Genomic DNA, 15013 nt, shown 5'->3' with positions numbered 1-15013 from the left:
TAAAAAACAACTTTTTATCTAAAAAAAATACGTTTCATCGTAAAAAATTAGCATTTCACCGATAAAATTAACTGTTCACCCATACGCCTTTCGCTACACGCTATTTTTCCTAAATGCCTTATACCAGCGCTCTGGCACCTTATTATTACAGGCATCAAGGTAATCTTGATGCATGCATGGTAATAACGTATGCTTCTTTAATTTATTATTGACTTCAGACAAAAAAGGAATTTCAATCCACCATCGGCCCGTTTTATTACTTTTATAAAAAACAAGCTGGTGATCTTCAGTAAGCGTCGTAAATTTTTGGTAGCTCGAATCATCTGAAAAATCGTCGTCTTTCACCCTATAGTTCACCCCTTCAATAAAATACCAAAGCATTTGCGCCACCAGCATAGCGGTCATTTCATCATCTTTTGATGGCTTATATTCATAAATTCCGAAGGAACTCACTTTATTGCTTATCCCCGCATATCGGGCTATGGCACAAATTTCCTTGCCATCCAGTCCGTTTGGTGAAAAACGCTGCCTAAGGCTCACTTCAGAACTTTTAACGGCATTTAAATCAATACTCACAATATGAGCGTCTCTCAAAGCGGGCTCAACCGAAGTGATATCCTTTGATACTTCCCCTAATCGGTACAGTTCGAAATACAAGCTGTCCATCAAATCGATTTCTTCCTGTGAATTGAAATAGGTTTGGTAGCCAATATTGGCGTAGTTGAATAAATTGTATGGTTTATCGAGAATAATCTTCCCAACAAAACTGTTATTTTTAATGGGTTTTGTAGAATCGCCCAAATTAAACTGGGCATCAACGTTTACCACATTCACCATAGGGATTAAAGCATCGTAAGCACGGTAATTGGCATAAGTAAGATCTTGGGAGCCACCGATGATTACTGGAATAATCTTTTTTTTCACCAGAATACCAATGGCTTCTTTTAGTGCGAAATAGGTATCCTCAACACTTTCGCCTTTTTCAATGTCACCCAAATCGGCAACCGTGGTATTCCAACTACCGGGAAAGAGACTGTAAAACGATTTCCTGATTTCATTTAGCTGAAACTCCTCGCCTATGTAATCAACATCGTTTCGGTTTTCAAGCACACCCAAAATAGCGATGTTAACACCCTCTAAATCAGGAATACCGTTTTGTTCTGAGTGAATTTTAATTTTCCGTCCTAATGCTTGGGGAGATAGTAGCTCATTATGTGCAAGTACTAAATCTGAAACCGGAGAGAGAAAATTAAAATTCATCTATTTTACACTTTTATAACAATGTTCTTTATTCGCATCCTTAAATTATTTCCAAGATACTGACCATTATCAGTATAATGCCCATTACGGGCTTATTTCTTTTTTGTGGATGTTTTCTTTTTGGTTGTGGTTTTTCTTTTGGTGGCCTTCTTTTTTGGAGCGTTGGCTTCTATGATAGCTTTGGCCTCATCAATCGTCATGTCTTTAACATCAACGGTTTTGGCCAATTCTACTTTTGTTTTGCCTTTGATAACATTATGTCTACCCCAACGTGCTTTCTCTACACGAATGCCTTCTTCTTCCCAATTATGGATAACCTTATCGATTTCCTTTTGAATTTTTGTTTCAATCAATTCCACAATATCCTCATCCGATAAATTATCCCAATCGTACTTTTTGTTCACGTTAATGAACATGTTGTTCCATTTTATATATGGGCCAAAACGACCTTTACCCTTTTGTACCGGCAAATCCTTATACATATATATAGGTGCATCGGCTTTTTGTTTTTCCTTGATCAACACAATGGCATCATCCAACTCAACACTTAACGGATCGGTTCCTTTTGGAAGGGAAACAAACGCATCGCCAAACTTTACGTATGGCCCAAAACGTCCGTTATTTACTTCAACATATTCGCCTTCGTATTGCCCAAGTTCCTTTGGAAGCTTGAATAAATCCATAGCTTCCTCGTAAGTAATAGTATTTAACTGCTGGTCTGGGCTTAAACTGGCAAATTGTGGTTTTTCTTCATCATCCACGGTACCAATTTGCACCATAGGCCCGAACCTTCCTAAACGCACACTCACTTGCTTTCCTGTTTTTGGATCTGTGCCCAAAATACGCTCACCAGACTCCCTGTCGGCATTTTCCTTAACATCTTCAACCACCGGATGAAAATCTTTATAAAAGGATTTCATCATTTTCTGCCAATCCTCCTTGCCCTCGGCGATATCATCAAAATCTTCCTCTACTTTGGCAGTGAAATTATAATCTAAAATGGCATCGAAATGATTCACCAAAAAGTCGGTTACAATCATTCCAATATCAGTTGGCACGAGTTTACCTTTATCGGAACCTACTTTTTCGGTTAAAGTGATGTCTTTTATTTGTCCGTTTTGCAATTTCAGCTGCGAATAGTTGCGCTCCTCTCCATCCACAGAGCCTTTTTCAATGTAATTTCTATTCTGAATGGTTGAAATGGTTGGCGCATAGGTTGACGGACGACCAATACCCAATTCTTCCAATTTTTTCACTAAAGACGCTTCGGTGTATCTTGCTGGCGGACGCGTATAGCGCTCGGTGGCCGTAATGAAACTGTTCAACAAGGTTTCGTTCACCTTCATGGCTGGCAACATGCCGTCTTGTTCTACATCTTCGTCGTCGGTACCTTCCAGATATACTTTTAAGAATCCGTCGAAAGTAATTACCTCTCCGTTGGCAGTGAAAGTTTCGTTGTGGGTTGATGCACTAATTTTCACATTGGTGCGCTCTAATTCGGCCTCGCTCATTTGTGATGCGATGGCACGCTTCCAAATCAAATCGTACAAACGGGCTTGATCTCTATCAATATCCACCGAATGCGTCGCAAAACTGGTAGGACGAATGGCCTCGTGCGCCTCCTGCGCCCCTTTTGCTTTTCCGGTGTAATTTCGTGGTTTGCTATATTTTTCGCCAAAGGCATTTTTAATTTCAGCCTCAGCGCCTTTTCGGGCTTCATCCGATAAGTTAACACTATCGGTTCTCATATAAGTAATTAAACCCGCTTCGTAAAGGCGTTGCGCCAAAGTCATGGTTTTACTTACCGAGAAGTATAATTTACGCGACGCTTCCTGTTGTAATGTTGACGTGGTGAACGGCGCTGCGGGCGATTTTTTGGCTGGCTTTTTGGTTAAATCGGCAACCTTAAAATCGGCTGCGGCATTTTGCTCCAAAAACTTTTGCGCCTCTTCTTTGGTTGAAAAGTTCTTTGGAAGCTTCGCTTTGAAGGTTTGCCCGTCTTCATTTGAAAACTCCGCATCAATACGATAGGATGCTTCGGGCGTAAAGGCATCAATTTCACGTTCTTTTTCAACAATCAAACGTACGGAAACCGACTGCACACGCCCTGCTGACAATCCGCCTTTTACCTTTCGCCACAAAACGGGCGAGAGTTCATACCCCACAATACGATCCAACACACGGCGTGCCTGTTGGGCATCTACCAAATCGTAATCAATGCCTCTTGGGTTTTCAATCGCTTTTTGAATGGCCGATTTAGTAATTTCATGAAAAACAATACGTTTGGTTTTGTTTTTATCCAGTTTTAAAGTTTCCGCCAAGTGCCACGCAATGGCCTCTCCCTCGCGGTCTTCATCACTAGCCAACCAAACGGTTTCTGCTTTCTTCGCTAAATCTTTCAGCTTTTTTACGACTGCTTTCTTGTCTTTTGAAACTTCGTATTTGGGTTCGAAATCACCGTCAACATCAACGCCCAATTCTTTGGAAGGCAGGTCGGCAATATGCCCAAAACTGGACTCAACCTTAAAATCTTTTCCAAGGAATTTTTCAATGGTTTTTGCCTTTGCAGGTGACTCTACTATCACTAAATTCTTCGCCATACTTCACTTTTTGAAGCTACAAATGTATATTAAAAAATATTTATCTGTAGCATTTTATGGATTAACCCTACATTAACCACACAAAAAAACCTGTTTTTACCGCTACAAAAACAGGTCTTTTTCAATTAATTAAAAATTTATTCTATTGGAGTTCCTATTTCGTCAATGGGGTTTTGTTCTTTAAAACCGATGGTATCTTTATAAACAAAATAAACCGGTAAATAAGCAAACGATGCTGTTACAACCACACCAATAAAACACATAACCACACCTACTACTTGCGCTAAAAGCCCGGCCACGAACATCAAACCGAATGTGACCAACCATTTTTTGTTTCCTAATTTGAAGCCTACTTTCACAATATCGGACGCTTCCATATCTGGATTAAAAGCATAAATCACGTTGATTAGCGCAAGAGGCACCATCACATAAATTATTGGCAGAACACATAGTAACGTGGCTAAAAGCGAAATACCGAAAGTTATAGCAGCCACCTTTATGGTTTTCCCTAAATATGGTTTTTTGAAAAAATAAAAATAATCGTCGGATGTGGCTTCATTAAAATCCTTGAATTTACAAATTCTGTAAAATGCCGATTTTAATGCAAATGCTATAACCATAGCGAAAAACATAAACACCACCATTAATATGTAAAACGGAATAAGCATGGCAATATCTGGCTGACCGCCCTGTTGCATCGCCTCGGGATCAAAAATACCCATGGCAATTAACGGCAGATACATAACAATATAAAAAGGTATCATCAATACCATAGTCAACAAAAGCATAACCAAACCCTGCAACCATACTTTTTTAAAAAGCTCGATGCTTTTATTAAAAATATCGCCGAATTCCAAATCTTTGGCATTTTCTACTTTTTCAAGTAAAACGTTTAATGTACTCATATTTTTGTTTGTTTAATATTAAAAATTGATATTGTTTTCGCGCCCTATCAAATCGATTTCGCTGGTATCGTCAAACCCAACTACTTTTTTATAAATAAAAAAAGTGGGCAGGTACACAATTGAAATGGTAAACAGGATACCTATGCCACAACCTAAAATTCCAAGGAACCCTAATAAACCCGCAACAAACAGCGTTCCGAAGGAAATCAGCCATTTTTTATTACCCAATGCGAAACTGGCTTTTACTATTTCCATTTCGCTTAGTTCAGGGTTATTCGCAAAAACAATGGCAAAATAAGCCAATGGCACGGCAGCATATATATACGGAACAAAAAACAAAAGTTGCGCTACCGTAGCTATACCCGTGTGGATAATACCCAACATCAATAATTTTGAGAAATATTCCTTTTTAAAGAACTGGAAATAATCTTCAACCACTTGTTGTTTTCCGGCATCAAACTGAATACAGATTTTATAAAACGCCGAAACCAAAGCTAAACTTACCGTAGTGGTCAAAATGGTTTGGGGTATATTCTGAATGATGCTCGATGAGTAGAAATCAAGATAGGCTTCCAGGTTAATCCCATCGGCAAACAAATTACCTTTTGGTGCTAACCCAATTAATGAAAACACCACGCCAACAAGCATGGCTATCCCTACCATAATCAAAACCACCAAAAAACCTTTCAGCCAAACTTTTTTAAAAAGCTCGATAACGTTATCAAAAATATGACTAAATTCTAAAGGTTTGGCATTTTCAATTTTATGCATTAAGCGGTTGTACGCATCCATACAATTGGAATTTTGACGGGTTAATTTTGCATAAATGTAATTGTTTTTTAAAAACATCAGCTATGCGTGCAAAAAAAAATCCTGCTGTGGCGCAGGATTTTCGTCAAAATCATTTTGGAGTTTATTTATTTTAGCTCTCGCAAAGGTGCGAAGTCGCAAAGTTTATCTTACGGAAGTTTTTCTGAACTTAGTTATTGCTTGGCGCCTTCGGTCCTTTGCGAGCCATTTTTACATCAAAAAAAGATAATTAAATTTTACAACTCAAATTCACTCACCAGTTCCACACCACTTTCAACATAGTTATATTGATAAAGCATGTCTCCGCCAATCATCAACAGTTTATCTTCCAACGGAATAACGTCTTTTGCTTGAATATCTTGAAATTGCTTAACAAAACGCACTTCCAACGGATTAGTTTTATCAAACAACTTTAAGCCCGCCGTACCATCGCAAACAAAAAGCACGTTACTTTTTATGCCCAAACCGTACGGGTTTTCCAATTCGTATCTTCCCGCTAATTTCGGAGTTGATTTATCACTTACATCAATCACTTCCAAAACGCTTTCCAATTGTCCGCAAGCATTACCACCACGCAAGGTCAAATACGCATAATTGCCATCAACCACTACGGGGTCGCAGCCTTCCCAATGGGTAAATTCTGAAACGTATTCGGGCAACGCCGGGTTATTTAAATTATAAATATACATACCGTTGGTACTGCCCAAATACAAATAGCCTTCTGCCTGAAACATAGTTTCGATATTCCAACCGGCATATTGGGTATTGGTCAGTACGGGCTCTGCCAAATTTTGGATGTTGAAAATAGCCATTTCGTAATTCCCCACGGCGTACAAATAATGGTCCACAATCTGAAAACGCGCCAAAGAACCACCACTACCTGTGGCCGATTCACTGGCATTTAAAACCCGACCGCCATCCAAAAACATATCTATTAAAACATCACTATCCTGTTTTTTGCGTCTTTCGGTGGTGATGGTCCACCCCACTATAATATCGTTTTCATAATCATAATTGGCATAATCAACCGCTTGGGCTTCCAACGGCACATTATAATCATACACATTAAAAACATCTTTTAAACGCCCAACCACACTGATGTTATTGATATCCGAAATATCAAAAACCACCAAATCGGTAGCGCTATCGGCATACAAAAAATCGTCTTTTACCGAAATATCTTCATTGCCCGGAATCTTGATAAACTTGATGGATTTTGGAACGGCCGGGTTGGAATTATCAATAACATGTACCCCTTTGCTTTCATCACTTACAAAAATATAATCCTTATAAGCGTAAATTTTCCCAACGGTTTCAATGTCTTTCGGGGCATCGACTTCCACCGAGCTTCTAAATGCCGTTTTACTCATTAATTGTGGCGTGGCCACTTGCACAAATTCGTAGTCTTCATCATTGGTGTCGCACGAAAAAGCCAACACAACGATCAGGGACAGAAAAAGGTATTTTAATTTCATGGCAAAATATTTTATTTTTAAATTCTTATCAGTTGAAAAGTGTTTCTCGATACAATTTTCTTCCAGAAAATCACTCGAAAAAACGACATAACCCCAAAGATCATCTCAATTAATATTTATAGTTCAACGACGTTTCCAACCCTTCAATATGCAAAATAATTTCGTTGCTACCACTCACCCTCAAAGGTGTTAAATCGAACGAAATGGTTTTTGTAAAATAGGCATCGCACAGTTCTTCATTTAGAAGTTGAAGTTTTAAATAGCGTTGCTCGGGAAATGATTCGGCCACTGCTCCCGAATCGACCAAACTAAAACGCCAAGTGCTTCCGTCGCAACCCGAAGCTCCAATTTCAAGATTTAGGCAATCTCCAGTAATTTCAGCACTAATAATTGTAAAACGGTCTGTTTCCAGATTTTTATACGTATCGCTATCGACAACAGTATTTTGGTCGCAGTCGCCCATATAGCCATTGGAATCATCGTCGTTTTCGCAAGTCATATTTACAAAACACAACAACGCTACAAAAGCTAACAACATGGTTTTGAGACTCTTTTTCATCAAACTATTTTTTATTTTAGATACAAAAATGGCTTTTTGGTTGCGTATAAAAATTAACAAATTTTAATACATTTTCAAGGAAATTCAAACTGTCACTTTGTCATAAACACAAATAATATTGTACATTTGCATGCTAATTGAGTGTGACGAGTTTCAGTATTGACTATGGAAAAAATTATTGACGAAAACAAACAGGGCGAATCGCTGGTTTTAGAACAAAAAGAAGGCAACAAGCGTAAACTTTTTATTGAAAGCTACGGCTGCGCCATGAATTTCAGCGACAGTGAAATTGTAGCTTCTATTCTAGCGACTGAAGGGTTTAACACTACCCAGAAATTGGAAGAAGCCGATTTGGTTCTGGTAAACACCTGCTCTATTCGCGACAAAGCCGAGCAAACCGTTAGAAAGCGTCTTGAAAAATATAACGCCGTAAAACGCGACCACAACCCCAAAATGAAAGTGGGCGTACTGGGTTGTATGGCAGAGCGCCTAAAATCTAAATTTCTTGAAGAAGAAAAAATTGTTGATTTAGTGGTTGGCCCCGATGCTTATAAAGATTTACCCAACCTGCTTAGCGAGGTTGACGAAGGCCGCGATGCCATTAACGTTATCCTTTCAAAAGAAGAAACCTATGGCGATATTGCTCCCGTTCGGTTAAACACCAATGGCGTAACGGCTTTTGTATCCATTACCCGTGGTTGCGACAATATGTGCACTTTTTGCGTAGTACCGTTTACCCGTGGACGCGAACGTAGCCGCGACCCGCAAAGTATTATTGAAGAAGTTAACGACCTTTGGAATAAAGGCTACAAAGAAGTAACCCTGCTTGGGCAAAATGTTGACAGCTACCTTTGGTATGGCGGCGGACTTAAAAAAGATTTTGAAAAAGCCAGCGACTTGCAAAAAGCTACAGCAGTAAACTTTGCCAACCTTTTGGAAATGTGCGCCAAAGCACAGCCCAAAATGCGTTTTCGTTTTTCAACGTCCAACCCGCAAGATTTTACGATTGATGTGATTGAAACCATGGCGAAATACCGTAACATCTGCAATTATATCCATTTACCCGTGCAAAGTGGTAGCGACCGCATTTTAAAGGAAATGAACCGTTTGCATACCCGCAAGGAATACATTGAAATTATCGACAACATCCGTAGGCTCATCCCAAATTGTGGTATCAGTCAGGATATGATTGTAGGCTTCCCAACAGAAACCGAAGAAGATTTTGAAGATACGGTATCGTTGATGGAATACGTGAAATACCACTTTGGCTATATGTTTGCCTATTCGGAACGCCCAGGCACTTTGGCCGAAAGAAAAATGGATGATGATGTGCCCGAAGCCGACAAAAAACGCCGATTGGCAAAAATTGTGGAGCTTCAACAAAAGCACAGTGGCATGCGCACCAAAGAACACTTAGGTTCTGTGGTGGAAGTACTGATTGAAAAAGAATCAAAAAAGTCGAGCGACCATTGGTCGGGCCGTACCTCAGAAAACATTGTTTGTGTGTTCCCAAAAGAACACTACAAAGTAGGCGATTTTGTTAATGTAAAATCTATTGATTGTACTACCGCCACTTTAATCGGAGAGGCCGTTGGGTACTCAGAAAACAACTAATAATAATTTTAAAATAGATTTCCGCTTTAGCGGAAAGGTCCTATGGAATCAGTTCAAGCAATAAAACAACGTTTTGGAATTATTGGCAACACGCCCGGACTCAACCGTGCCATTGAAAAAGCCATTCAGGTAGCACCCACCGATATTTCGGTTTTGGTTACTGGAGAAAGCGGTGTTGGTAAAGAAAGTATTCCTAAAATTATTCACCAACTATCGCACCGAAAGCACAATAAATACATCGCCGTAAACTGTGGCGCCATCCCCGAAGGTACCATTGATAGTGAATTATTCGGACATGAAAAAGGTGCTTTTACCGGAGCCACCCAAACCCGTGAGGGCTATTTTGAGGTGGCCGATGGCGGCACCATATTTTTAGATGAAGTGGGCGAATTGCCCTTAACCACCCAGGTACGTTTGTTGCGTGTATTGGAAAATGGCGAGTTTTTAAAAGTGGGATCCAGTAAAGTGCAAAAAACCAATGTACGCATTGTGGCGGCAACCAACGTAAATATGTTTGAGGCCATTCAAAAGGAAAAATTCCGTGAAGATTTATTTTACCGATTAAGTACGGTCGATATCCATTTGCCACCTTTGCGGGAAAGACAGGAAGATATTCACCTGCTATTCAGGAAATTTGCAAGCGATTTTGCCTTAAAGTACAAAATGCCCACGGTTAAGTTGACCGATAACGCCGTGCAAGTGCTCACAAAATACCGCTGGGGCGGAAACGTGCGTCAGCTTCGGAATATAGCAGAGCAATTATCAGTTTTGGAGCAGGACCGCACCATTACCGCCGAAACCTTACGAGCGTATTTACCCACTTCGGGAAGCAATTTGCCTGCCGTAATTAAAACTTCGAAGTCTGAAAGCGATTTTAGCAGCGAACGAGAAATCCTCTACAAAGTGCTTTTCGATATGAAAAGCGACCTCAACGACCTAAAAAAGCTCACCATGGAACTCATGAAATCGGGCAATACCAAAGACGTTGAAAAGGAAAACGAGGGACTTATCCAGAAAATATACGGCAACGACGATGAAGATGATATCGATTTTGAGGACACCGCCGAAGCAGCCGAATTCCTTTCCATACCCGAGCATGTTGAAGCCAATGAAGACAACGAAATGGCTCAAGACAAATATCATTTTGCCGAAGAAATTGAAGAGGAAGAAACCTTATCGTTACAGGACAAAGAATTGGAACTCATAAAAAAATCACTGGAACGCCACAACGGAAAGCGCAAGTTGGCCGCTGCCGAATTGGGGATTAGCGAGCGTACGCTTTACAGGAAGATTAAGCAATACGATTTGTAGTTTACCGTTAAATAAAAAATTAATCGATATTGTCATTCCGAACGAGGAACGAGGATGAATCTCTATTTAAAAAATCAATTTATCAGATTGCCACGACTTAAAAAAGTCTCGCAATGACAAAACGAAAACCGCATGAAAAAAAATATAAACCACCTTCTTATTTTCGCTTTAACTCTATCGCTTTTCGGCTGTGGCATTTATTCCTTTACCGGAGCTTCCATCCCGGCAGGCACCGAAACCTATCAAGTAAACCGTTTTGAAAACACGGCTCTTTTAGTGGAGCCTGCTTTAGAACGCGATTTTAAACTGGCCCTGGAAGATTTAATACAAAACCAAACTAATTTAACCTTGGTGCCATCAAACGGCGATTTGGTTTACGAAGGCGAAATTACCGAATACCGCATTTCGCCCACTACGGCCACATCGCAAAACACAGCGGCGCAAAACCGATTGACCATAGGTGTAAAACTACGGTTTTTCAACACAAAAAAACCTGATGACGATTTAGAACAAAGCTTCTCCTTTTTTTATGACTATGGCGGAAGCCAACAACTTATAGGCGCTCAAAAAACCTTGGCACACGAAACTATTTTTGAACGCATCACCCAAGATATTTTTAACGCCACTTTGGCAAAGTGGTAATCCCTCTCTGGCCTGCGGACATCTCCCCCCAAGGGAGAGAAAGAGAAAACCAAATAAGGGCGTCTGCAAAAAAATCAACATTGTCACTTCGAGCGGAGTCGAGAAGTCTTAATTAAATAAAAAATGAATACATTTGGCGAAGCCAATGAACCTTACAGATTTTACACACTTACTGCAACACCCGCAAACTATTACGCATCAGCAAACTGATGGCGTAAAATCTGTTATTGACGAATTTCCATATTTTCAGTCGGCACGCGCTATTTACTTAAAAGGCCTCAAAAACCAAGGCAGCATCAGTTACAACCAAGAATTGAAAACCACCGCTGCTTACACCACAGACAGGAGTATTCTGTTCGATTTTATCACTTCGGAAGCCTTCATTCAGAATAAAATTTCAAAATTCATCAAACAAAACACGTCAAGTTTAAAAGGTTTTGATGTGGAAGTGGAAGCGGTTTCCGTTGAAAAAAGCATGGAAACTGATGATACCCTCAACCAACACATAAAGGACACCGAAGGTACTTTGGACCCAGAGCTTTTCGAACCCAAAGAACCTCGCCCTAAAAAAATATCGGCTTTTGTTTTAGATGAATCAGAAACTATTGAAGAAGCCACACCAAGCACTAAAACTCAAGAAGCTTCGGCCGAAGAGGTTTTAAATTTGGGACAGCCCCTTCAGTTCGACAAGCGCGAAAAACACTCTTTTAACGAGTGGCTGAAACTCACTCGTTACAAACCCATAAACCGTGATAAGGATATTGTTGAAGTTGAAAACGATTCCTACGAAAAACCCGTTCCTACGGAAAAAGCAAAAAAATTCAAACTGATTGACAAGTTCATTTCAGAGAACCCAAAAATCAGTCCCACAAAACCCCTTTCAAAAAAAGGCAATCTGGCAAAGGCACAGATGATACAGCCCGAAGCCTTAATGACCGAGACTTTGGCGCGAATTTACGTAGAGCAGAAAAACTACAAAAAGGCCATTCAGTCATATAAAATTTTAAGTTTGAAATATCCAGAAAAAAGTGGTTTCTTTGCAAACCAAATTAAAGCAGTAGAACAATTACAAGAACAAAACAATAAAGAATAATGAGTACGTTTACAATATTTTTGGTCCTTATAGTGGTTGTGGCCTTTTTACTAGTGGTAGTAGTCATGGTACAAAACCCTAAAGGCGGCGGATTGTCATCTTCGTTTGGTGGCGGTGGCACACAACAATTGGGTGGTGTTAAAAAAACAACCGACTTTTTAGACAAAAGCACATGGACTTTAGCAACATTACTTTTGGTATTGATTTTATTATCGAACGTTGCTATAAACAGAAGCTCTGAAACGGTAGATTCTAAAGCATTAGATCCTGATGCAACTACAACACAACCGTTGCCAGAAGCACTGCCAAATGCACAAGACGCTGCACCTGCCACTTCAACAGAAGAAGCCACAGATGCACCCGCAGAAAACGAATAATTTTGTTTTATACATATAAAAAAATGCCAGCTTTTCCAGCTGGCATTTTTTGTTTCTGCAAGTTTGTCAGTCTGCCTGTATTGGCACATTTTTGGCTTAAAGGCTAAGCGTTAAATATTAATTTTTAAAACTTAAAATATACAACAAATGGCATTGAACATTAAACCATTGGCAGACCGCGTTCTTATTGAACCTGCTGCCGCTGAAACTAAAACAGCTTCAGGAATTATTATTCCAGACAACGCTAAGGAAAAACCACAACGAGGTACCGTTGTAGCTGCCGGGCCTGGCACCAAAGACGAGCCTATCACCGTAAAGGTTGGCGATACTGTTTTATATGGTAAATATGCTGGAACCGAACTAAAGCTAGAAGGCACCGATTATTTAATCATGCGCGAAAGCGATATATTGGCGATTGTTTAACAATCGAGTTCCAGGTTTAAGGTTTCTAGTTCAAAGTTACCTTAGCTTGGAAAAAACTTTAAACTTTGAACATTAAACTTTTAACACAAAATAAAAATGGCAAAAGATATAAAATTTGATATTGAAGCACGCGACGGATTAAAACGTGGTGTGGATGCATTAGCAAATGCAGTAAAGGTAACTTTAGGTCCAAAAGGTCGTAACGTAATTATTTCTAAAAGCTTTGGAGCCCCTTCTGTAACAAAAGATGGTGTTTCTGTTGCTAAAGAAATCGAATTGGAAGATGCACACGAAAACATGGGTGCGCAAATGGTAAAAGAGGTTGCTAGCAAAACCAACGATTTGGCTGGTGACGGTACTACTACCGCTACCGTTTTGGCTCAAGCGATTGTAAAGGAAGGCTTAAAAAACGTAGCTTCTGGTGCTAACCCAATGGATTTAAAACGTGGTATTGACAAAGCTGTTGAAGCCATTACCAAAGATCTTGAAAAGCAAGCCCAAGAAGTAGGCAACTCTTCTGAAAAAATCAAACAAGTGGCTGCCATTTCTGCAAACAACGACGACACGATTGGTGAGTTAATCGCCCAAGCGTTCTCTAAAGTTGGTAAAGAAGGGGTGATTACGGTTGAAGAAGCCAAAGGTCTTGACACTTACGTTGATGTGGTTGAAGGAATGCAATTCGACCGAGGTTACCTCTCTCCTTACTTCGTAACCGATTCTGATAAAATGATTGCCGATTTAGAAAATCCATACATTTTATTGTTCGACAAAAAGATTTCAAACCTTCAAGAAATCCTTCCTATTTTAGAGCCCGTAGCACAATCTGGTCGTCCGTTATTAATCATCGCTGAAGATGTTGACGGACAAGCCTTAGCTACTTTGGTAGTGAACAAACTACGTGGTGGTTTAAAAATCGCTGCTGTTAAAGCTCCTGGTTTTGGCGACAGAAGAAAAGCCATGTTGGAAGATATCGCTATCCTAACTGGAGGCACAGTAATTTCTGAAGAAAGAGGATTTACTTTAGAAAATGCCGACCTTTCTATGTTGGGTACTGCCGAAACGGTAACTGTTGATAAAGACAACACGACTATCGTTAACGGTTCTGGTGATGCTGAAGCCATTAAAGCACGTGTTAACCAAATCAAAGCTCAAATCGAGACCACGACTTCAGATTACGATAAAGAAAAACTTCAAGAGCGTTTGGCTAAATTGGCCGGTGGTGTTGCCGTACTTTACGTTGGTGCTGCTTCTGAAGTGGAAATGAAAGAAAAGAAAGATCGTGTTGACGATGCTTTACACGCTACCCGCGCTGCCGTTGAAGAAGGTATTGTTGCCGGTGGTGGTGTTGCTTTGGTGAGAGCTAAAGCCGTTTTAGAGAAAATTGAAACCGTTAATTTAGACGAAACAACGGGTGTACAAATCGTAAACAAAGCGATTGAAGCACCGTTGCGTACCATCGTTGAAAATGCGGGTGGCGAAGGTTCTGTAGTCATCAACAAAGTATTGGAAGGCAACAAAGACTTCGGTTACGATGCTAAATCTGAGCAATATGTTGATATGCTTAAAGCAGGTATCATCGATCCTAAAAAAGTAACTCGTATTGCTTTAGAAAACGCTGCTTCGGTTTCTGGAATGATCTTAACTACCGAGTGCGCTTTAATCGATATTAAAGAAGATGCTCCTGCTATGCCTCCAATGGGTGGCGGCATGCCAGGCATGATGTAGTCGAGAGCATCGACAGGCAAAACAACTCACTCAAGCACTTAAGCCTTGAGTGAAAACAATAAGTAAAACGCTTCCCAAAACAAATTGGGAAGCGTTTTTTATTTAAACTCTCCTAAAATATAAAACCACCTCTTTTGAAGGTGGCTGCTACTATTTTTCTTATTCAAAAAATGTGGTTTATACTAAATAAACCCTACACAAACTACTTCTTTTTAGCAG

Annotated in this window: 13 protein-coding genes; 7 read left to right on the top strand and 6 right to left on the bottom strand. The window is 39.9% G+C overall.

Translation table 11 applies throughout. The features are described 5' to 3' along the window. Window positions 1–93: 93 nt before the first annotated feature. The 6 genes from ABI125_05140 to ABI125_05115 form a co-directional block, all read right to left on the bottom strand. Window positions 94–1260, bottom strand: coding sequence for a formimidoylglutamase (locus ABI125_05140; GenBank protein XCF07242.1), 1167 nt, complete (start codon window positions 1258–1260; stop codon window positions 94–96). A 92-nt stretch (window positions 1261–1352) separates the two neighbouring features. Further along, on the bottom strand, window positions 1353–3860 hold the full coding sequence (gene topA / locus ABI125_05135; protein XCF07241.1) for a type I DNA topoisomerase: 2508 nt from the start codon (window positions 3858–3860) through the stop codon (window positions 1353–1355). A gap of 137 nt (window positions 3861–3997) precedes the next feature. Beyond that, a complete protein-coding gene (locus ABI125_05130) occupies window positions 3998–4765 on the bottom strand; it encodes a hypothetical protein (GenBank protein ID XCF07240.1) in 768 nt (255 codons plus the stop codon). Between the two features lie 18 nt (window positions 4766–4783). Further along, entirely contained in the window at window positions 4784–5557 is a 774-nt protein-coding gene (locus tag ABI125_05125) for a hypothetical protein (GenBank protein ID XCF07239.1), read from the bottom strand. A gap of 254 nt (window positions 5558–5811) precedes the next feature. After that, complete coding sequence (locus tag ABI125_05120) at window positions 5812–7050, bottom strand: hypothetical protein (protein ID XCF07238.1); 1239 nt, start codon at window positions 7048–7050, stop codon at window positions 5812–5814. 109 nt (window positions 7051–7159) lie between these two features. Further along, the gene (locus tag ABI125_05115) at window positions 7160–7609 is read right to left on the bottom strand and encodes a hypothetical protein (protein XCF07237.1); all 450 of its coding nucleotides are present in this window, start codon (window positions 7607–7609) and stop codon (window positions 7160–7162) included. A gap of 165 nt (window positions 7610–7774) precedes the next feature. Here ABI125_05115 and miaB point away from each other — a divergent pair, with 165 nt between their 5' ends. From miaB to groL, 7 genes are all read left to right on the top strand, one after another. Continuing rightward, complete coding sequence (gene miaB, locus ABI125_05110) at window positions 7775–9223, top strand: tRNA (N6-isopentenyl adenosine(37)-C2)-methylthiotransferase MiaB (protein ID XCF07236.1); 1449 nt, start codon at window positions 7775–7777, stop codon at window positions 9221–9223. A 42-nt stretch (window positions 9224–9265) separates the two neighbouring features. Next, a complete protein-coding gene (locus tag ABI125_05105; GenBank protein ID XCF07235.1) occupies window positions 9266–10534 on the top strand; it encodes a sigma-54 dependent transcriptional regulator in 1269 nt (422 codons plus the stop codon). A gap of 132 nt (window positions 10535–10666) precedes the next feature. Then, window positions 10667–11176, top strand: a complete 510-nt coding sequence (locus tag ABI125_05100; GenBank protein XCF07234.1) for an LptE family protein — start codon at window positions 10667–10669, stop codon at window positions 11174–11176. 133 nt (window positions 11177–11309) lie between these two features. After that, a complete protein-coding gene (locus tag ABI125_05095) occupies window positions 11310–12269 on the top strand; it encodes a hypothetical protein (protein ID XCF07233.1) in 960 nt (319 codons plus the stop codon). Further along, the gene (secG, locus tag ABI125_05090; GenBank protein XCF07232.1) at window positions 12269–12646 is read left to right on the top strand and encodes a preprotein translocase subunit SecG; all 378 of its coding nucleotides are present in this window, start codon (window positions 12269–12271) and stop codon (window positions 12644–12646) included. Before ABI125_05095 ends, secG begins: the two co-directional genes overlap by 1 nt. A 147-nt stretch (window positions 12647–12793) precedes the next feature. Beyond that, a complete protein-coding gene (locus ABI125_05085; GenBank protein ID XCF07231.1) occupies window positions 12794–13069 on the top strand; it encodes a co-chaperone GroES in 276 nt (91 codons plus the stop codon). A gap of 96 nt (window positions 13070–13165) precedes the next feature. Then, complete coding sequence (groL, locus tag ABI125_05080) at window positions 13166–14794, top strand: chaperonin GroEL (protein ID XCF07230.1); 1629 nt, start codon at window positions 13166–13168, stop codon at window positions 14792–14794. Window positions 14795–15013: the final 219 nt, after the last annotated feature.

It is taken from the genome of Tamlana crocina, assembly GCA_040429635.1.
GTDB classification, from domain to species: Bacteria; Bacteroidota; Bacteroidia; order Flavobacteriales; family Flavobacteriaceae; genus Flavisericum; species Flavisericum crocinum.
This window is presented reverse-complemented; position numbering and strand designations above follow the sequence as displayed.